General features: G+C 43.1%; 18 protein-coding genes. 15 read left to right on the top strand and 3 right to left on the bottom strand.

The features are described from left to right. Positions 1 to 37 precede the first annotated feature (37 nt). The 5 genes from AC5FX4_RS01605 (at position 38) to AC5FX4_RS01585 (ending at position 7,384) form a co-directional block, all read left to right on the top strand. Entirely contained in the window at positions 38 to 925 is an 888-nt protein-coding gene (locus AC5FX4_RS01605; RefSeq protein ID WP_493604790.1) for an ABC transporter ATP-binding protein, read from the top strand. Positions 926 to 937: 12 nt separating this feature from the next. Next, entirely contained in the window at positions 938 to 4,507 is a 3,570-nt protein-coding gene (locus tag AC5FX4_RS01600) for an ABC transporter permease/M1 family aminopeptidase (protein WP_493604789.1), read from the top strand. Between the two features lie 107 nt (positions 4,508 to 4,614). Beyond that, positions 4,615 to 5,277 carry a fumarylacetoacetate hydrolase family protein gene (locus tag AC5FX4_RS01595; RefSeq protein ID WP_493604788.1) on the top strand — a complete coding sequence of 221 codons (663 nt, stop codon included), beginning with the start codon at positions 4,615 to 4,617 and terminating at the stop codon, positions 5,275 to 5,277. 23 nt (positions 5,278 to 5,300) lie between these two features. Next, the gene (gene purT / locus AC5FX4_RS01590) at positions 5,301 to 6,488 is read left to right on the top strand and encodes a formate-dependent phosphoribosylglycinamide formyltransferase (RefSeq protein WP_493604787.1); all 1,188 of its coding nucleotides are present in this window, start codon (positions 5,301 to 5,303) and stop codon (positions 6,486 to 6,488) included. Next, a complete protein-coding gene (locus AC5FX4_RS01585) occupies positions 6,485 to 7,384 on the top strand; it encodes an aldo/keto reductase (RefSeq protein WP_493604786.1) in 900 nt (299 codons plus the stop codon). The genes purT and AC5FX4_RS01585 overlap by 4 nt, the downstream gene beginning before the upstream one ends. A 61-nt stretch (positions 7,385 to 7,445) precedes the next feature. Here the strand turns inward: AC5FX4_RS01585 and AC5FX4_RS01580 are convergent, their stop codons facing one another. Both AC5FX4_RS01580 and AC5FX4_RS01575 read right to left on the bottom strand, forming a co-directional pair. After that, entirely contained in the window at positions 7,446 to 8,114 is a 669-nt protein-coding gene (locus AC5FX4_RS01580) for a TorF family putative porin (protein WP_493604785.1), read from the bottom strand. A gap of 230 nt (positions 8,115 to 8,344) precedes the next feature. Continuing rightward, complete coding sequence (locus AC5FX4_RS01575) at positions 8,345 to 9,511, bottom strand: hypothetical protein (protein WP_493604784.1); 1,167 nt, start codon at positions 9,509 to 9,511, stop codon at positions 8,345 to 8,347. Positions 9,512 to 9,779: 268 nt separating this feature from the next. On the opposite strand from AC5FX4_RS01575, the gene AC5FX4_RS01570 reads away from it, so the two are divergent. Continuing rightward, positions 9,780 to 11,714 (top strand): AsmA family protein, encoded by a 1,935-nt coding sequence (locus AC5FX4_RS01570; RefSeq protein ID WP_493604783.1) that lies wholly within the window; start codon positions 9,780 to 9,782, stop codon positions 11,712 to 11,714. A 191-nt stretch (positions 11,715 to 11,905) separates the two neighbouring features. After that, positions 11,906 to 12,415 carry a DP-EP family protein gene (locus tag AC5FX4_RS01565; protein WP_493604782.1) on the top strand — a complete coding sequence of 170 codons (510 nt, stop codon included), beginning with the start codon at positions 11,906 to 11,908 and terminating at the stop codon, positions 12,413 to 12,415. A gap of 1 nt (position 12,416) precedes the next feature. On the opposite strand, the gene AC5FX4_RS01560 is transcribed toward AC5FX4_RS01565, so the two are convergent. Next, positions 12,417 to 14,966, bottom strand: coding sequence for a protein kinase domain-containing protein (locus AC5FX4_RS01560; RefSeq protein ID WP_493604781.1), 2,550 nt, complete (start codon positions 14,964 to 14,966; stop codon positions 12,417 to 12,419). A gap of 173 nt (positions 14,967 to 15,139) precedes the next feature. Here AC5FX4_RS01560 and AC5FX4_RS01555 point away from each other — a divergent pair, with 173 nt between their 5' ends. The 8 genes from AC5FX4_RS01555 (at position 15,140) to rplR (ending at position 19,149) form a co-directional block, all read left to right on the top strand. Further along, positions 15,140 to 16,000, top strand: coding sequence for a polysaccharide deacetylase family protein (locus AC5FX4_RS01555; RefSeq protein WP_493604780.1), 861 nt, complete (start codon positions 15,140 to 15,142; stop codon positions 15,998 to 16,000). Between the two features lie 266 nt (positions 16,001 to 16,266). Continuing rightward, on the top strand, positions 16,267 to 16,635 hold the full coding sequence (gene rplN, locus AC5FX4_RS01550; protein ID WP_010378257.1) for a 50S ribosomal protein L14: 369 nt from the start codon (positions 16,267 to 16,269) through the stop codon (positions 16,633 to 16,635). Between the two features lie 10 nt (positions 16,636 to 16,645). Further along, the gene (gene rplX / locus AC5FX4_RS01545; RefSeq protein WP_070986511.1) at positions 16,646 to 16,960 is read left to right on the top strand and encodes a 50S ribosomal protein L24; all 315 of its coding nucleotides are present in this window, start codon (positions 16,646 to 16,648) and stop codon (positions 16,958 to 16,960) included. A 16-nt stretch (positions 16,961 to 16,976) separates the two neighbouring features. Beyond that, complete coding sequence (gene rplE, locus AC5FX4_RS01540) at positions 16,977 to 17,516, top strand: 50S ribosomal protein L5 (protein WP_070986510.1); 540 nt, start codon at positions 16,977 to 16,979, stop codon at positions 17,514 to 17,516. 10 nt (positions 17,517 to 17,526) lie between these two features. Further along, positions 17,527 to 17,832 (top strand): 30S ribosomal protein S14, encoded by a 306-nt coding sequence (gene rpsN, locus AC5FX4_RS01535; protein ID WP_058031299.1) that lies wholly within the window; start codon positions 17,527 to 17,529, stop codon positions 17,830 to 17,832. A 20-nt stretch (positions 17,833 to 17,852) separates the two neighbouring features. Then, positions 17,853 to 18,245, top strand: coding sequence for a 30S ribosomal protein S8 (gene rpsH, locus AC5FX4_RS01530; RefSeq protein ID WP_493604779.1), 393 nt, complete (start codon positions 17,853 to 17,855; stop codon positions 18,243 to 18,245). Between the two features lie 13 nt (positions 18,246 to 18,258). Beyond that, positions 18,259 to 18,789, top strand: a complete 531-nt coding sequence (gene rplF, locus AC5FX4_RS01525) for a 50S ribosomal protein L6 (protein ID WP_493604778.1) — start codon at positions 18,259 to 18,261, stop codon at positions 18,787 to 18,789. 9 nt (positions 18,790 to 18,798) lie between these two features. Further along, positions 18,799 to 19,149, top strand: a complete 351-nt coding sequence (gene rplR, locus AC5FX4_RS01520; protein WP_070986507.1) for a 50S ribosomal protein L18 — start codon at positions 18,799 to 18,801, stop codon at positions 19,147 to 19,149.

Here is a 19,149-nt window from a genome sequence, read left to right as displayed (position 1 = left end):
ACACAGGTGCTAAATAGCTTTAAAGGAAGGAAGATAGATGCTTAAAATAAAAGGGCTTTCTAAAACATATGACAATGGTGTTCACGCGTTACGTGGGGTGAACTTGGATATTCCAAAAGGCATGTTTGGTCTGCTTGGGCCAAATGGTGCTGGTAAATCATCTTTGATGCGCACGATTGCAACCTTACAATCGGCAGATGCTGGCAGTATTGAATTTGATGGAATTAACGTATTCAATGATCCAAAGGCATTACGTCAGCGTTTAGGGTATTTACCGCAAGACTTTGGTGTTTACCCTCGAGTGAGTGCCTTTGATCTGTTAGACCACATGGCGATTCTAAAAGGCTTGAATAATAAAAAAGAACGCCACGAAGTAGTAGAAGGGTTACTTGCACAAACTAACTTGTATGATCACCGTAAAAACGCAGTGAGCGGGTTTTCAGGGGGGATGCGTCAGCGTTTCGGTATTGCGCAAGCGTTGTTAGGCGATCCTGATCTGTTGATTGTAGATGAGCCAACGGCAGGCCTCGACCCTGAGGAGCGGAACCGTTTTCATAACTTATTGGTTGGGTTAGGTGAGAGTAAAGTGGTTATTCTCTCAACACACATCGTAGAAGATGTGTCGGAACTCTGTCCGAACATGGCAGTATTGGCCAGCGGCCAAATTTTACTTGAAGGTAATCCCATTGAGCTAACCGAACAGCTGCAAGGTAAGATATGGCGTAAAACTGTTGCTAATCAAGAAGAAGCCAAAGAGTTGGAGCAAAGTTTACCTGTCATTTCTAAGCGTCTGTTTGCCGGGCAAACGTTGTTAAACGTGTTTGCAGACGCAGCACCTGAAGGATTTGAAACCGTACCCGCAGATTTAGAAGACGTTTATTTCTCAACGTTGCATCAGCATAGAAACAGTGCGCAAGTCGCATAAGGAGTGATGACAATGTTATTAAAAATGATGCTCTTTGAGCTGCGTTATTATATACGACAGCCTTCTTTTTATGTGACGGCATTGGTGATGTTTTTGCTGGCGTTTTTTGCATCAGTGTCAGACTCCGTGCAAATTGGCGGCGGCGGCAATGTAAATGTTAATTCACCCTTTCAGATCTTACAGCTAGTTGGAGTGTTAGGGGTTTTCTCTATTTTCTTGGTGGTTAACTTTGTTGGTAGCGCAGCAATACGAGATGAACAAAGTAAATTCAATGAGTTGGTTTTATCAAAGCCACTAAATATCGCTCAGTATCGGCTAGGACGCTTCCTTGGTGCCTATTTGGTAACGTTACTTGTATTTTCCATGTGTTTGCTAGGCGTTTGGATTGGTTCAGGATTGGGTGGTTTGTTGGGGTGGTTAGACAGTGAACAGCTTGGTCCGAATCAGTTGGCTTACTATTTTGCCCCCTTATTTTATATCGCTGCGCCATCATTGTTTTTCTTAGCCAGTATGTTTACTTTGGTTGCCCAGCGTTTTCGTTCAATGGTGGCCATGTACTTAGTGGCTGTAGCATTGCTTGTTGGCTATATCGTCTCGTTAAATATGTTCGGTGATATTCAATATCGCGATATTGCGAGTTATATTGATATGTTTGGTTTGTCTGCGATTAATGCACAGGCAGAATATTGGACAATCGCAGATCGCAATACCATGGTGATCTCACTGACAGGTGAGCTACTTTATAATCGCTTATTGTGGTTAGGTGTGGCGTTAGTTGGTATTTTGGCTGTAGTCGCTAACGGTAGTCATCGGCTTCCACAAAAGCAAAAAACAAAGAGTAAAGCGAAGGGCAAAGGCTCTCAGCAACAAGCACTCAGCTATAAGGTGGATATAAAACCCGGCAACATTAATGCCTGGTCGCACTTTTGGACCCGCACAGTATTTGAAGTAAACAATGTAGTTAAAAGCTATTCATTCTTAGTGTTACTGCTTTTATCAATCTCTTCTTTGTTGCCTTCTATCATTGGTTCGTTTGGTATGTATGGCACCGATGTATGGCCGGTCACTTTTCGTATGGTTGAGATGATCACAGGCAGTTTCGATTTAATGATACAGATTGTAATTGTCTATTATTGTGCTGAGTTGGTGTGGCACGATAGAGAAAACAAAATGGGCGACATTATTGATGCTTATCCAGTACAAAACTGGGTCTTTTGGGGCTCTAAATATATCGCGTTAGTTGTTATCATGGCTTTGCTATGTGTGATAGGTTCAGTCATAACAATTGCTTATCAGCTACTTTCTGGCATTGAACATATTGAAGTATCTCAATACGTCGTTCGCTTAGGTTATATTTTTGTACTTAGTTTCGCATTCCAGGGCACGTTAGCTTTCCTATTGCAAGTAATTAGTCCAACCAAATATGCCGGTATGGGACTATTTGTGCTGTATTATATTCTGTCGATGGTTATGACTCACTTTGGCTTTGAACATCACATGTTTAGAGTAGGTGAAACGCCAGAAACCCTTTATTCTGATATTAACGGCTATGGGCATTTTCTAAGCGCCGTGCATTGGTATAACACATACTGGTTAGGTTTTAGCTTAGTTTTAGCGGCGCTGAGTTATGCATTATGGCCTCGTGGTTCGGGTCAAACCCTAAAAGCGCGTTTAGGCTTGCTTAGCTACAACTTAGGTATCACGGGTAAATCTGTCATTGTTTTAGGTGCTGTGTTATTCATTGGTGCAGGTAGCAATATCTACTACAACACAAATGTAGTTAATACCTTCTTAACAGAAGATCAGCACAACGATTTATTTGAGCAATATGAAAGAGAGTTTGCCCAATATAAAGAAGCGCCCATTCCAACTACCTTAGACGTAAAATTAAATGCTGAAATTTTCCCAGCAGAGCGTCGTATCGAAGCGCAGGTCACGCTAGAAGTTGAGAATAAAACACAGCAAACGATAGAAAAGTTTCTTGTTAATAAACCAGATTATACCTTGCAATGGAATGTGCAAATGACTGGCGGAAAACTGGGTAAACTAAATGAAGACTTCCAGCATGCTTGGTTTGAACTCTCCGAGCCTATGCTGCCAGGAGAGCGCAGAATGCTTACTATGTCAGTGGTTCGTCAAACGCTAGGGTTTGTTGATAGAGGCAGTGACACTAAGTTAGTACATAACGGTACATTTATTGATAATTTTAGTTTATTCCCAGAGCTTGGATACAGTGAGAGTAAAGAAATAAGAGATAAGGTCGAGCGTCGTAAACGTGATCTTGAACCTCTTAAACTGGCAAACAAACTTGAAGAAACAGAGCATTATCATGAACCATTATTCGCTGAAAATTTTGTTACCTTTTCAGCGACGGTGACGACGGATGAATCTCAAATCGCGATGACGCCAGGGTATTTACAGTCTAAAACCACCACTAATGGTCGTACTACGTACATTTATGAAATGGATGCGCCGATGCTGCATTTCTACAACATCTTGTCGATGGAACTAGAAGTGAAGAAAGAGCAATACAAAGGCATATCCTTAGAGGTGTATTACCACAAGAATCACGCTTGGAATGTGGACCTCATGATGCAGTCTACTAAAGATTCACTCGATTATTTCAGCCGAGCTTTTGGGCCTTATCAGCATAAGCAAATGCGTATTATTGAGTTTCCACGTTATAGAAGTTTTGCGCAAAGTTTTGCTAATACAGTACCCTACTCTGAGGATATTGGCTTTTTAAGCGATATTAGAGACCCTGAGCATGTCAAAGTGCCTTACTATGTCACCGCCCATGAATTAGCACATCAATGGTGGGCGCACCAGTTAATTGGTGCAAATGTGGAAGGGTCAAATATTTTGTCTGAAATGTTGTCTCAATACGCAGCAATTATGGTGATGAAGGAAAAATATGGTGAGAATAACTTACGTAAGTTCTTAAAGTATGAGCTGGATAGATATTTGCGTGGGCGTGGTACCGAAGCGTATGAGGAACGACCTTTGGCAACCACAGTGAACCAAAGTTATATACATTATCGTAAAGGTTCCGTAGTAATGATGGCGTTGCATGACCGATTAGGTGAAGAGCGCTTGAATGCAGCATTAAGAAAGTTTATCGATGACTATCGTTTTAGAACTGATATTTTTCCAACTACGCAAGATTTTGTTGCTTACCTCAAACAAGATGCAACGGAGCAAGAGCAGATTTTTATCGATGATCAACTCAACTCAATTACGCTATATGAGCTGAAGTTAAAAGATGTGGTTGTCGAGGAAGCCAAATCAGAAAATGCGAAGCATGTGATTACGCTAACTGTTGACGCAGCGAAGAAGTATGCAGATGGCGCAGGTAATGAAGAAGAGCAACCATTATCGCAATGGATAGATATTGGCTTGTTTAGTGCTAACCCTGATGAAGTGCATGAAAAAGATCCTGTTATTTATCTTAAAAAGCATGAGATCAAAACAGGTGAAAATACCATTCAAATTGAAGTGGATAAACTGCCAAAATTTGCAGGTGTTGACCCATTCATTAAGCTGATTGATAAACGCTCAGGTGATAATATTAAGTCACTTTAAATCAGACTAAACGAAGGCCTCATTTTGAGGCCTTTTTTTATGGTCTCATAGTGCGACAAAATGGGATATGATGCAGGTTGACGAAGAGTTGTTTTGAGGACTAAAAAATGTATCAACATCAGTGGGATAGTGGAGATGTTATTGGATTTCCCGTTGGCAAAGTGGTGTGTGTAGGGCGTAATTACGCGGCCCATGCAAAAGAGTTAAACAACCCCATTCCAGATAGTCCCCTTCTTTTTATTAAGCCCAACACTTGTTTTCAGCCACTGGCTGATAATGTACATCTTGCTCAGCGCTTTGGTGAGCATCATTATGAGGCGGAGCTCGCTTTACTCATTGGTAAGCAAATAGACGCTGATACGCAGGCGCCACTTGAGCATATTCACGGCGTAGGGCTAGCATTAGATATGACCATTCGTTCACTACAAAGTGAGTTAAAAAACAAAGGCTATCCTTGGGAGCGGGCTAAAGCTTACGACGGTAGCTGTCCAATCAGTGCGTTTTATCCAGTTACTCATACTGGCGAGTTGAGCCGCGCTGAATATCGCTTTTGGCTAAATGACACCTTAAAGCAGCACGGTAAAGCGGCAATGATGCTATTTGATATTGAAACACTGCTCAAAGATATTACGCAAACATTTACGCTATTACCTGGAGATGTCGTACTGACGGGGACTCCTGAAGGAGTTGGTGTGTTAAGTCATAACGATAAAATCACACTGCAATACCAAAACTATGCGCCAGTGCATGCAACGGTTACAATCGACTAGTGACGTACCTCCAAGGAATCAATATGAAAATCAAAGCACTCGGAACGCCGTTCTCATCAACAGCGTGTAAAGTTTTACTCTGTGGCGGCGGCGAGCTTGGCAAAGAAGTTGTGATTGAATTTAAACGCCTCGGCTGCGAAGTGGTGGTGTTAGACCGTTATGATCATGCGCCTGCCATGCAAGTTGCGGATCGAAGCTATGTATTGTCGATGCTCGATGGTGAGCGTTTAGCCAGCATCATTGAACAAGAGCAGCCTGATTATATCGTGCCTGAAATTGAAGCCATCGCCACCGATAAACTGGTTGAGTTAGAAGCACAAGGCTATACCGTGGTGCCCAGTGCTAAAGCCACGCAATTGACCATGAACCGTGAAGGTATTCGCCGCTTAGCAGCGGAAGAGCTTGGCTTGGCAACCTCAGCATATCAATTTGTTGATAACTTGGCTGATTTTAAAGAAGCCGTTAGTGAAATAGGCATGCCATGCGTGGTCAAACCCATTATGAGTTCATCGGGTAAAGGGCAAAGCGTGGTCAAGACCGAGCAAGATATAGAAGCGGCATGGCAATACGCACAAGAAGGCGGCCGTGCAGGGCAAGGGCGAGTGATTGTCGAAGGGTTTGTTGATTTTGATTATGAGATCACCTTGCTGACCATCCGCCACGTCAATGGTACCAGTTTCTGTGAGCCAATTGGTCACGTGCAGAAAAATGGTGATTACCAGCAAAGTTGGCAGCCACAAGCAATGAGTGAGCTGGCGTTATCACGCTCAAAAGACATGGCGAGCAAAGTAACGGAAGCACTAGGCGGTCGTGGCTTATTTGGTGTTGAGTTATTTATTAAAGGGGATGATGTATACTTTAGTGAAGTATCGCCTCGACCACATGACACCGGAATGGTGACATTGATCTCGCAAGACTTAAGTGAGTTTGCACTGCATGTACGCGCTATCTTAGGTTTGCCGATAGCAAACATTCACTTTCATGGCCCATCGGCATCCAGCGTGCTGCTCGTGAGCGGAGAGTCTAAGCAAGTTCAATATAGCAATTTGGCGCAAGCGCTCAGTCAGCCCGATACCGATGTTCGCCTGTTCGGTAAACCAGAAGTGATTGGCACACGTCGTATGGGCGTGGCGCTCGCAAGAGATAATTCAGTCGAACAAGCAGTAGCAAAAGCAAAGCAAGTTGCAAGTAGTATCAAGGTCACTGTATGAATCAAAAATCAAGCCATCGAGTAATAGACCCATTAGTGGTTGGGTTTTGGCGTTTATTAGATTGGCAATTGACTGATCAACAATGTTTAAGTTACTTGCAACAATGTATTGATCTGGGTGTTAAGCACACAGATCACGCAGACATTTATGGTGAGTACGAGTGCGAAGCCGCTTTTGGCCGCGCACTCAAACTTGCCCCGAGTGTGCGTAATCAAATCAAAATTATTACCAAATGCGGTATTCGCCCAGCTATGGCTAAAAAAGGCTTGGCTGGCAAAGCTAATCACTATGATTCCAGTAAAGCGCATATTATTGAGTCGGTTCAGCAAAGCCTGAAACACTTTCACACCGACAGGCTCGATGTTTTACTCATTCATCGTCCAGACTACTTAATGGACGTCGATGAAATGGCAGAAGCATTCAACAGCTTGAAGCAGTTGGGCGATGTATTGCATTTTGGGGTTTCTAACTTTACCCCATCTCAATTTGAGCTGCTGCAATCGCGTTTAACCTTTCCGTTGATCACCAATCAAATTGAGTGTTCAGTGTATGAGATGAAAGCACTGGATGATGGCACCTTAGATCAATGCCAACAACGTGGTATTCACCCTATGATTTGGTCACCACTGGCGGGTGGCAAGCTGTTTGATAAAAAAGATGCGAAAGCCAAACGCTTACGCGCCGTGTTGGAAGAGGTTGCAAACGAAGCATCAGCAAATTCTATCGATCAGATCGCCTATGCTTGGCTCAATCGTATGCCAAGCCAACCCTCCGTCGTGTTAGGTACTGGTAATATTGAACGGGTGAAGGCTGGTGTTGAATCACAGCATATTCATTTATCTCGTGAACAATGGTATCGCATCTGGCAAGGCTCAACGGGTCATAGTGTGCCTTAGCCTAAACGATAAAAGGGCCTTTCGGCCCTTGATTTGCAGCAAGTATCAAAGATTGGTTTGGTTATAAAGTAAAATCGACGCCGTAGCTCACAGACACCTGAAGATCATCGTCATTATCTAAATCTGTTTTTAATAAGGCGAAAGTGAAGCCGGATTTACTTAAACTAATACTGTAATCCATATATGTATTATCTCGTGATGTCCATTCTTGTATGGTGTCGCCGCTTGAGCGTCCAATATGTAAAGCTAACTCAGTGTCATTCAGGACGGTAAAACTGGCATTGAGCTCTAAATACAGCATTTCTTCTTCAGTACTAGAATCGTTCTGAGCGTGCAGTAAGTGACTTGCTTTGACGCTTAGCCACTGCCAAGTCAGTTCGGCGTAAAGTTCACCGAAGTCTGTATCACCAGTCGCATCTGGATAGGCGTAATACAAATAACCGACATCATAATCAAAGTGATCAGTTTTGCCTTTGTAACCAGTATAAATATCCAATTCGTGACTTGTATCATCACCAAAATCGACGTTGGATACCCATGTTCCCACGTAGAAGCCGCTTTCGTTACTGTAATCTAAGCCACCAGACACCGCTGCGCTGTCATCGGTTTGCGTCAGTCCTCGCCAATGATAGTTGGAGCTGACGGCAGCATTGGCAGTCACTTCTGCATGAACAGAAAGGGATGAAAAACTAAGACAGGCGAAAGTGAGTAAAGAGATTGTTCTTTTCATTGTATTTCCTATGAGCACTGAGTCGACTATGAATATAGCAACGCCTGAGCCAATCGTTACTCGAACTGGGAATTATCATTTAATGATATGATAAATATGAAATTTTTTAATGTTCTAAGGGCGGATAATGCTAAGGTGAGCAAAACTTATGCACTGGGATGGTGCATTTTGAATGAAATTTGCACATGTACCTATCACGACACATGTGCAAAAAGAGATTAAATGTAGGCTTAGCCGAAAATAGTGCGCATGAGTGAAATGGTTTCATCCACACTGCGGCCTTTTTCCACCTCGGCGACAATAGAATCGCGTTTAGCACGGATGTGCTCAGGGATAGATTCATCACTGAGCGCTCTATCAACTAGAATTTCAGCTGATTCTTTACCGCGACGTACCGTTTTAGTCCCACCACTGCTGGTAGTGCGCTTCGGCTTGTTCAATAACTTTAAGTAGTTTGAGTTTTCTGCGGTGTCTTTATCTGCATGGTAAAACCAACATGGTAATAGCGCTTTAATATCCGCAAGCTGCTGCTCAAATTCGTTGGCTGGGGTTGGCATGGCAAACCAAGGCATGCTTTTTATGGTCATCACCACATCTTGCCAGTAGCGCTCAAAATCACGGTTATTTAATTTAGTGACACCTAGCGCTGAGCACAAAGCATCTAGCTTACTATTGCTAATTGGCGTAAACACATCGGGGCGACGCATTGCCAACAAACGGGTTGCTGGCGCGAGCGTCGGTTTTTCATCGCTGCCGTTAAACGCCATAAAGTAAGCAACCATAAATTGTTGATAGTCTTGCTCGCTCACGTCACCTTCGGCTGGAATGTGCGCTAAGGCATCATCAAATACACCCGGTAGGTCGGCCAAAAGTTGGTGAAAGCCTTTGGCATTTTTTGTAGAGCTAAACCATTCCACATCAAAGTTGTACACACTCGGGTCGAGCGATGCGGCATGCTTACCACTAAATGCCAAGCGATCTTCAACTATCATCTCTTTCAGTGGTGTTGCGCGCTTGTCAGCAAGATAGCTGATGAGCTTGAGTTGCTCTTCAAGGGCTAATACTTCTTTGTGCTGTTCAACAAAACCGGCTAATACAGGCCAAGGCGTAATACGCAGGGTTTTAAGTTGTAAAAAGCTAATGGCATTGCTGAGTAAATCTTGCAGCTTTTTAACTGTAGGTAGTTGGTGGTCGTCCAGTAAATCAAAGTTAATGCGGTTTTTAGCCACATCTAATAACTCATAACACCACAATAAAAAGTCTTCTGGGTGGTTCTCTACTTTCACCGCCATCAGGTTTAAACTGATCTCTGTCGCTTGTTTCAAAATGTTTTGATAAATATGGCTTTCTTGTTCACCTAAGGCCATTTTCGACGGGGAAATGAGCAACTTCTTCATGCTGGTTTGAGTCTCCACACACTTACTTAAAATTCATAACAAAAGTTTAGCCAATGCCAGTTAAAACTGACAAGGGCGGGCGATCATACCTAAGTATTGAAAAGTTACAATCTGAACGGCCGTTATTTTGTGTGAAAATGTGACAACGCCATGGCTACATGCGCAATCGCGTTTGCTTAAAGTTTCTTATCAATAAACATGAATTTAACGCGTAGCAACGCTACTATATGTAGCATTAGCTTTTATTATCAGTCATTAAGGAATTGATATGAAAACCGTCGTGAAGGTTTTGGGTGGATTTATTTTAGTGGTGTTGGCCTTGGTGCTTGCCGTGCCTTTTCTTATTCCCACAGAGCGCGTGATTGCTGAACTGTCTGAGCAGGTTGAGAGTAATACGGGTCGTCAACTCAAAGTGCTGGGTGCCAGTGAGTTGTCGGTTTTACCCAGTTTAAAAATAGAACTCAACGATGTGCATTTTTCAAATATGCCCACGGGTAGCCGCAAAGAGATGGTTAGTATGCAGGCTTTGGAGGTGTATATTCCGTGGTTATCGATCCTAGGCGGCGAAGCAAAATTAGAAAAGTTTGTTATTCGTGAGCCCAATATCTTGCTAGAGACCGATAAAAACGGCGTGGCTAACTGGCAAATATTACCAACCAGCAAAACCGCGCCAAGCAACCCGACAGAGCCTTCAGTACCGGCAAAGCTGCCCGAAAACTTTGATGTGAAACTCGGTGAAGTGGCCATTTACGGCGGCCAATTTACCTACATTGACGGGCAAACCGGCGCTAAGCAAGCATTGAGTGATGTTGAAGTGAGTGTGCAGCTACCTTCGCTGTATGAAACACTTGCTATTGCCGGTTCCATTACCTATCAGCAACAAGTGTTTGAACTGAATACCACCTTGGCAACGCCCGCCAAACTGGTGAATGGGGATGCATTTAAAGTGATGCAAACACTCAATTCCAAATTACTCGATATGACCTTTACCGGCACCGTGGCGCAAATGGGCCAAGATATTCAAGGTGAGCTGAGTTTAAATGGGGATTCCATTAAAGCCATTACCGCTTGGCAAAACATTGACTTAAAAGCCAAAGACAATGCGTTTAACCAGTTTTCGGTAGAGGGCAGCATGCGTATGCAGGGGCAAACCTTTACCCTTGAAAAACTCATTGCAAAGTTGGATGAATTGGCCATTGAAGGGCACAGCACCATACAGCTAGGCAAACGCCTGAATGTGCAAGCTAATGTGGATTTAGGCATGTTGGACTTAAACCCCTATCTGCCAGAGCCAGTAAAATCAGCATCGGAGCCTAAAGAACAAAAAGAAGCACAACCGATTGTTTGGGATGATAATGCCATTGACCTATCGGCGTTAAATTCACTAGATGCCAACATTATGGTGCGCTCTACCGGCTTAAAAGCGCGAGAAATCAAACTGGGTAAAAACCAACTGTCTTTGAAGTTAAATAAAGGCGTTGCAACAATCGGTTTGGATGAATTTAATGCGTACGAAGGCACGGGCAAAGGTACCATTAATGTTGATGCCAGCCGCACACCTTATAACATCAACACCCAGTTTACCTTAGACAGCATTAACGCCGAGCCACTACTCACCGATGCGGTGGGCTTTGATAAAGTGTTGGGCAAGGGCAGCATCAATTGGAATTTAACCACGCAAGGGCAAAGCCAAAGGAGTTTTGTATCTGCCCTTGGTGGCAAACTGGCGTTTAACTTAAAAGATGGCGGCGTAAAAGGCGCCAACATTGCCGAGATGACTCGCAAAGCCAAAGAGATGCTCAAAGGCGACTTTTCATCTCTCAAAGAGGGCCTGAATGCGGATTATAACCCAGAGCAAAAAACCGACTTTTCATCACTCACGGGCAGTCTTGTATTTACCAATGGCATCGGCCGCAATACCGACTTATACCTTGCCAGCCCGCTGATTCGCATTACCGGCGAGGGCGATGTGGACTTACCGCAAACCAATGTGAACTACCGTTTAGTCACTGGCATTGTCGATACCATTGAAGGCCAAGCAAGCAACGATGACAGCACTGGCTTTAAAGTACCGCTACGTATCAAAGGCCCATTCCATAAAGTGGATGTAAATATAGATATCAGCGGCGCGGCGAAAGACAAAGCCAAAGATAAGGTAAAAGACAAGTTGAAGGATAAGCTAAAAGGGTTGTTTGGTGGGTAGGTGTTGAAGGTATTTTATTGAAGAAGGACAAACATGGCCCTTCTTCAATTTTCTCCGTTTATTAACCTAAATCGCATTGTTTTTGTTATGTTAAATACATTAACGTTGCTGTAATTCGGTGTAATCGTATTGGCGTTGTCAGTATGGTTATATAGTCGAAATCCTCAAAAGAACGATGAAGGAAACTTAAAATGAGTCAACCAGAGCAATATTGTTTCTTAGTAACACCTATAGAGTCTGTACCGGGTGAGCCAGGCACGCCATGGACAATCACATCACAGAGCAACTCTGACGAAGATGTACTTATCAAACTCCAAAATGGTGAGAAAGCCGTTTTACTTTACACCCTTGAACCTAATTGCCAAAACGAGTGGCGTTTCTCTGAAAATGGTACTTTATATACTAAGGCTGAAGATAACTTTAACTATAATCTGAGCAGTATTGTTCTAGATGAGGGTAATCAAGTTGAAGTGACTATTGAAGCGGTTAACTTAGATTTTACGCTAACGAGTGATGATATTAAGTCATTGGTAAACAATGAATATGCGATGCAGTGTGAGTTAACATCGGGCGGAGATGCGACTGTAGATTTTCGTCTGATCGCGGAAAAAGTAAATATGGATAACTGCTCACCAAAGACAGCAATACGTTATTTTTCACAAGATCCTAGGGTAGTGATTCGAGATCTCGATCCTACCTGATTTATGTCGCTTGTTTGCACAAGTAGGTAAAGTGTTCTTTACCTATAATCTCTTCGATAGGTTGAATAGTGCATAGTGGTTTAAACCAATATAGCCGATAAAAAGCACTATTCCAACCCAGATTTAAACTTTGCTGCATTGAGGCTAAAGCAGAATATTTTTCTCCTAGTAAACTCTGAATGAGAGCTTTTACGTAATACGCTTCTGCTGAGTCTGCTTTTTGTAAAATCGTTTCTTCAACTAATTCTAAGGCTTGTTGAAACTCCCCCATATGAGCCAAAGCTTGTGCCTTGACTAAATTAACGGTATTTGACCCGATTGTAGATGAGATATTTAAATAAATTTCTTGTGCTCGTTTCCTCTGACCAGTGAGAGAATATATATCAGCTAGGTTGATAAGGTATTCGGTATTTTTTGTATCTTGTTCAGTTGCTTGCTTTGCATAAATGAGCGCTGTTTCAAATTCCCCTAGTAACATTAATGCTACTGAGTAGTTATTCATGGTTGTTGAGTCGACCTGTGAGAGTTCAATTAGCTTTTGATATGCAATCACCGCCTCTCCTAAATTTCCTAAAAACAATGAAACATCAGCTAGAATATTCAGAGTTTTTATATCATTAGGTGCATAACTAAGTACTTTATGTAAGTACGGTAGAGCGCGATCAAACTGGTCAGTTCGCAAATAAAGCAGTGCTAAATTGCGAGAAGTTGTTAACGTAGGCCTCAACAAATACGCTTGTTCCGCGTAAGATAATGCACGTTCATATTTTTTTTGTTCACTGAAATATATACTGAGGTAGCTACTTTTCTGAGAGTCATCTAAAGAAGAGCTTTTAATCTTATTCGATATTTTTTCGGCTAGCTCAGGATTGTCGAACTCCTGATATATTTGCAATAATTCAAGTTGATAAACTGTAGAGCGTTGAAAGTTAACGGGGGAATTATTGAGTAAATTTTCAGCCTTAAACAGTACTGCTGTATCGCCAGTACCTCTAAAATATTTTATCGCATTTTCTCTATACAGTGTGTACAGAGATAGTAAATCTGGAGCGGTATAAAGTAATTGCTCTATATCTGAAAGTAGCTTTTTAATATTTTGTAGGTTGCTACTTTGCGACTCAGCGTTAAGTTCTATATAGCGCTTTATTGTTTCTTGTTGTGAAGTTTGTGAATTAGATACGGAAATGACACTTTTTGAATCCAGTCTAGATAAAGACGTTAGTGTTGTTACGTATATTTCAGTGTATTTTTCACTTGAGCTAATGTTTCTAATACTCTTAATTAACGTTGCATCTTCACCATCGACCTTGCTTATGTCAAAGTCACAGCTCTGAATGTTACAGCTAAGCTCTATAGAGAGTAACTCTTGCGCATTCAATGCGTGGCCAAGCTTTTTCAATGTGGCTTTATCACCGAGTAACTTATTTGCTAGGTTAACTTCGCTTTTTGAAATAAGTGTGTACTTTGGGTGGTTAAGGAAATGCTGTTTTATTGCATCTTGAATAGCTAAGTTAAGTACTTTCTCATGTGAAGCGGGTAATGCATTGTCTTTTGTGAACTCAATCGGCAAGACCGCAATATAGGTTTTGGGTTGATTGGCTTGCCAGTACCACACACCCGCGCCAATTAAGCCAGTCATTAAAAGCGCGAGTGAAAACAGGGCAAAGAGTTTATTGCGGGCGCTTTTCGGGTTGTTAATGTTAACTTCGCTTAGTTCAACCGTTTCGTCACTGTTGTCGTAGCTAACGCTCATCATGATTTGCTTGAGTTGCATGGCCATTTCATCGGCACTGCTTGGGCGCAAGTCTTTATTAAATTGTAGTAAACGGTCGAGCAGGGCAATTAATGCCGATGGCAGGCCAAAAATCTCACTGGCACTGGCCTTGAGTGGTACGTGTTTGATTTGTTCGGCAATGGCTTGTTCGCTCTCGTTGCTCGCTTGCCCTTGATGCGGGTGGCAGCCAGAAAGTAGCTGATAAGCAAGTAACCCAAATGAGAATAAGTCGCTGCGTTGGTCTAGCGGCTCTTCGCGTAATTGCTCTGGCGACATGGACGTAAGGCTGCCAAAGCTCGACATGTTGGCCACTTCTTGCTCACCCTTGAGTTGTGAAATACCAAAGTCGGCAATTTTGGCTTGGCCTTGCTCGTTAATAAGCACATTGGCAGCTTTTAAGTCGAGGTGCAAAATATGCTGCTTGTGGGCCGCACTTAACCCTTGGGCAAGGTCAATAAGAATAGACAGCTTTTGTTCTAACGTTAAATGAGCTTCTTTCACATAGTTTGCAAGCGTGGTGCCCTGTACGTATTCCATCTCAAGCACTAAGCTGCTTTCGATTTCCTGCACATTATAAATTTGCACAATATTGGGGTGATTTAACTTTGCTAGTAGCCGCGCCTCTTCCATTAAGGTTTGTGAGTGCGTTTTACCGTTATTTAAAACCTTAAGCGCGACCTTGCGACCCAACTTGGCGTCGGTTGCTAAAAAAACGGTGCTCATGCCCCCTTGTCCAATGGGCATCACGTTTTGATAATGGCGGCTTAAGTCTATCACTACTGAGCAAGTTCCAATATTTAATAACAACTTATGAGTTTATAGCGACGAGCGGGCAATGAGAACCTCTAATTACACAAAACCTGTTATTTAATTTTATTCAATTGAAGCGCTTATAGCCCCGTGGTTAACTGAATGTTCCTAATTTAGTCAGTTGAACAAGGAGGAAGAGAATGAAAAAAGCGCTCTCAAGTGTGATTGCGGCCTTGCTTGCCATAAGTTGTGCAGGTTGCAGCAATGTTGAAGCAGAACCCAGTGGCAAAACCAATGGCAAAACATCGACGGATAAAACGCCGTGGCAGTATCCAAGCGGTGCGCGCAATGCCATCAGTATTACCTTTGACGATGCACGAGAAAGTCAGGTCGATGTCGGCGTCGCTATTTTAGATAAGCACGATGTTAAAGGGACATTTTATGTGATGCCGGAGCGTGTGCAAGCGCGTTTAGCAAAGTGGCAGGCGGTGGCAGAAAATGGTCATGAAATTGGCAATCACACTGCGAGTCACTTGTGTACAGGCAACTTTCAATGGCTGCGCGCAATGGATAAAGGCTTAGAACAGGTTGATTTAACTTGGATGCGCGACGACATTGAAAAAACCAACCAGTTTATAGAAAGCAACTTGGGTGTAACACCTCGCTCTTTTGCTTACCCATGCGGTAACACCTTTGTTGGGCGAGGTGCGCAAGTGCAAAGCTATGTGCCCCTCATTGCGGATATGTTCACTACGGGCCGTACTTGGTTGGATGAAACTGCCAATGACGCTAACTATACCGATTTTGCCCAATTGACGGGTATTCGTATTGACGGTATGACCTTTGAGCAAATTAAAGCAACGCTGGACGCGCTGCGTTTTACCAAGAGCTGGATTATTTTGGCCGGCCATGATGTGGGTGAAAAGGGCATGTATACCATCGACAGTCAAGCGCTAGAATCACTGATTGTTTACTTAAAAGATCCAGCGAATGGGTATTGGCTCGATACGGTGGATAATGTGGCAAATTATTTAAAACAACATCGAGACGCACCCAAATAGCTTGTTTGTTTTTTAATCTGTTGATGCAAAAAGGGACTTTTGCATTGAAAACGCTAACTTGTGCCCCCACCTAGTAAAACTGTACCCACTGTAATGGCTGTGTTTGCTAAATTAATTAAAAATTGAGCTATCCATACACATACTTTGCTGGTACAATTGCCCGCCCTTGAAAGACAAACAACACGTTTTTTGAGCGGAAAATAATCTAAATGCTTTGATTTTAAACAAAATTAAGGCGAGTTGTAACTACACCGGAGCTCATTAATATGATCCAAATGCAAACTCAGCTGGACGTTGCTGATAACAGCGGCGCTCGCAAAGTGCAGTGTATTAAAGTCCTTGGTGGTTCGCACCGTCGCTATGCGGCTGTTGGTGACATCATTAAAGTTTCTGTTAAAGAAGCAATTCCTCGCGGTAAAGTGAAGAAAGGTGATGTTAAAAACGCGGTAGTTGTGCGTACTAAAAAAGGCGTTCGTCGTCCGGACGGTTCATTGATCCGTTTCGATAGCAATGCGGCTGTTATCTTAAACGATAACCTACAGCCTATTGGTACTCGTATCTTCGGCCCTGTGACTCGTGAACTACGTACTGAAAAGTTCATGAAAATCGTTTCACTAGCCCCAGAAGTACTATAAGGAGTCTATCATGGCAGCAAAAATCCGTCGTGATGACGAAGTAATCGTACTAGCCGGTAAAGACAAAGGTAAGCGCGGTAAAGTGCTTTCAGTTGTAACTGAAACTGGTCGAGTATTTGTCGAAGGCATTAACTTAATCAAGAAGCACCAGAAGCCTGTACCTCAGTTACAGCAAGCTGGCGGCATTGTTGAGAAAGAAGCGTCAATCGACGTATCAAACGTTGCGATCTTCAACCAGGAAACTGGTAAAGCAGATCGTGTAGGTTTCAAGATTGAAGACGGTAAGAAATTACGTATCTTCAAATCTACTGGTAAAACTATCTAATAGTTGGAGTAGAATGATGGCGAAACTGCATGAAGTATATAAAGACAAAGTAGTTGCTGAACTTCAAGAGAAGTTTGGTTTCAGCTCTGTCATGCAAGTCCCTCAGATCGAAAAGATCACATTAAACATGGGTGTGGGCGAAGCCCTAGCTGACAAGAAAATTCTAGAAAACGCTGTTGCAGATCTAGAAGCAATCTCTGGTCAGAAAGCACTAATCACGAAAGCACGCAAATCAGTTGCTGGCTTCAAAATTCGTGAAGGCTACCCAATTGGCTGTAAAGTAACCCTACGCGGCGAGCGTATGTGGGATTTCCTTGAGCGTTTAGTCTCAATTGCGATGCCACGTATTCGTGACTTCCGCGGTGTTAGCGCTAAGTCTTTCGACGGTCGCGGTAACTACTCTATGGGCGTACGTGAGCAAATCATCTTCCCAGAAATCGATTATGATAAAGTAGACCGCGTTCGCGGTATGGATATCACAATCACTACTTCTGCGAAAACTGATGAGGAAGGCCGTGCGTTGTTAGAAGCATTTAACTTCCCATTCAAGAAATAAGGGTAGGGTTATGGCAAAGAATTCTATGAAAGCGCGCGAAGCAAAGCGCACTAAATTAGTTGCTCAGTACGCTGAAAAGCGCGCAGCACTAAAAGCTATCATCAGCGATGTTAACGCATCTGAAGATGATCGTTGGGATGCGGTATTAAAGCTTCAAAGCTTACCGCGTGATTCGAGCCCTGCACGTCAACGTAACCGTTGTAACATCACGGGCCGCCCACATGGTTTCCTTCGCAAATTCGGCATGAGCCGTATCAAAGTTCGCGAAGCAGCTATGCGCGGTGAAATTCCTGGCCTTAAAAAGGCTTCTTGGTAATAGAGTCACGGGAGTAAGACATGAGCTTGCAAGATCCTATTGCGGATTTGTTCACACGTATCCGTAACGGTCAGACTGCGAAGAAGGTATCAGTTTCAATGCCAACTTCAAAGCTGAAAGTAGCAGTTGCTAAAGTACTAAAAGACGAAGGTTATATCACTGACTTCGCAGTATCTGGCGACGTAAAAGCAGAATTGACTATCGAATTAAAGTACTTCGAAGGCAAAGCTGTAATCGAAAATATCCAGCGTGTTAGCCGCCCTGGTCTACGTATCTATAAGAAACGTGACGCATTACCTAAGGTAATGGGTGGTCTAGGTATCGCTATCGTATCAACTTCTCAAGGCTTGATGACAGACCGCGCAGCACGTAGTGCAGGCGTTGGTGGTGAAATCATTGGCTTTGTAGCTTAATCGGAGGGGAACAATGTCTCGTATAGCGAAGGCTCCAATTACAGTTCCTGCCGGTGTAGAAGTTACAATTAAAGGCCAGGACATCACAGTTAAAGGCAAAAATGGTGAGTTGTCTCGTACTATCAACGACGCAGTTGAAGTAACTCTAGCTGACAACGTGATCACAACGACACCTCGTGACGTTGCGAACGCGTGGGCACAAGCAGGTACTGCTCGTGCACTTATCAACAACATGATTGTTGGTACTAACGAAGGCTACGAGAAAAAACTTCAATTAGTTGGTGTTGGTTACCGTGCGGCTGTTAAGGGTAAAGTTTTAGACTTAACTCTTGGCTTCTCTCACCCAGTGAACTTTGATATCCCTGAGGGCATCACTATCGAAGCTCCAAGCCAAACTGAACTTGTAGTTAAGGGCGCTGACAAACATTTAGTTGGTCAAACTGCTGCTAACATCCGTGCATACCGTGAGCCAGAGCCTTATAAAGGTAAAGGTGTACGTTACGCAGATGAGCACGTGCGTCGTAAAGAAGCTAAGAAGAAGTAAGGTAAGACGATGGATAAGAAAACAGCTCGTCTACGTCGTGCTAAACGCACTCGTAGAAATTTTATTGAACAAGGCACAACGCGTCTTGTTATCCACCGCACGCCACGTCACATTTACGCTCAGCTAGTTAACGCTGAAGGTAAAGTACTGGCTGCTGCTTCTACTGTTGAAAAAGCAATTGCTGAATCAGTATCAGGCACAAGCAACATCGCTGCAGCGCAAGCTGTAGGTAAAGCGATCGCTGAACGTGCAGCTGACAAAGGTGTTGAAAAACTAGCCTTTGATCGCAGTGGCTTTAAATATCACGGCCGTGTGAAGGCGCTTGCTGATGCAGCGCGTGAAGCCGGTCTGCAATTCTAG

The sequence above is a fragment of the Pseudoalteromonas sp. ATL1 genome (assembly GCF_058933015.1).
Note: the sequence above shows the minus strand (reverse complement) of the source record. Positions and strands in the feature narration are given on the sequence as shown.

What these genes read in the sequence shown, in the direction of transcription:
- AC5FX4_RS01605 (WP_493604790.1), top strand. Translation starts at nt 38, where the DNA reads ATGCTTAAAATAAAAGGGCTTTCTAAAACATATGACAATGGTGTTCAC.
- AC5FX4_RS01600 (WP_493604789.1), top strand. Translation starts at nt 938, where the DNA reads ATGTTATTAAAAATGATGCTCTTTGAGCTGCGTTATTATATACGACAG.
- AC5FX4_RS01595 (WP_493604788.1), top strand. Translation starts at nt 4,615, where the DNA reads ATGTATCAACATCAGTGGGATAGTGGAGATGTTATTGGATTTCCCGTT.
- purT (WP_493604787.1), top strand. Translation starts at nt 5,301, where the DNA reads ATGAAAATCAAAGCACTCGGAACGCCGTTCTCATCAACAGCGTGTAAA.
- AC5FX4_RS01585 (WP_493604786.1), top strand. Translation starts at nt 6,485, where the DNA reads ATGAATCAAAAATCAAGCCATCGAGTAATAGACCCATTAGTGGTTGGG.
- AC5FX4_RS01580 (WP_493604785.1), bottom strand. Translation starts at nt 8,114, where the DNA reads ATGAAAAGAACAATCTCTTTACTCACTTTCGCCTGTCTTAGTTTTTCA.
- AC5FX4_RS01575 (WP_493604784.1), bottom strand. Translation starts at nt 9,511, where the DNA reads ATGAAGAAGTTGCTCATTTCCCCGTCGAAAATGGCCTTAGGTGAACAA.
- AC5FX4_RS01570 (WP_493604783.1), top strand. Translation starts at nt 9,780, where the DNA reads ATGAAAACCGTCGTGAAGGTTTTGGGTGGATTTATTTTAGTGGTGTTG.
- AC5FX4_RS01565 (WP_493604782.1), top strand. Translation starts at nt 11,906, where the DNA reads ATGAGTCAACCAGAGCAATATTGTTTCTTAGTAACACCTATAGAGTCT.
- AC5FX4_RS01555 (WP_493604780.1), top strand. Translation starts at nt 15,140, where the DNA reads ATGAAAAAAGCGCTCTCAAGTGTGATTGCGGCCTTGCTTGCCATAAGT.
- rplN (WP_010378257.1), top strand. Translation starts at nt 16,267, where the DNA reads ATGATCCAAATGCAAACTCAGCTGGACGTTGCTGATAACAGCGGCGCT.
- rplX (WP_070986511.1), top strand. Translation starts at nt 16,646, where the DNA reads ATGGCAGCAAAAATCCGTCGTGATGACGAAGTAATCGTACTAGCCGGT.
- rplE (WP_070986510.1), top strand. Translation starts at nt 16,977, where the DNA reads ATGGCGAAACTGCATGAAGTATATAAAGACAAAGTAGTTGCTGAACTT.
- rpsN (WP_058031299.1), top strand. Translation starts at nt 17,527, where the DNA reads ATGGCAAAGAATTCTATGAAAGCGCGCGAAGCAAAGCGCACTAAATTA.
- rpsH (WP_493604779.1), top strand. Translation starts at nt 17,853, where the DNA reads ATGAGCTTGCAAGATCCTATTGCGGATTTGTTCACACGTATCCGTAAC.
- rplF (WP_493604778.1), top strand. Translation starts at nt 18,259, where the DNA reads ATGTCTCGTATAGCGAAGGCTCCAATTACAGTTCCTGCCGGTGTAGAA.
- rplR (WP_070986507.1), top strand. Translation starts at nt 18,799, where the DNA reads ATGGATAAGAAAACAGCTCGTCTACGTCGTGCTAAACGCACTCGTAGA.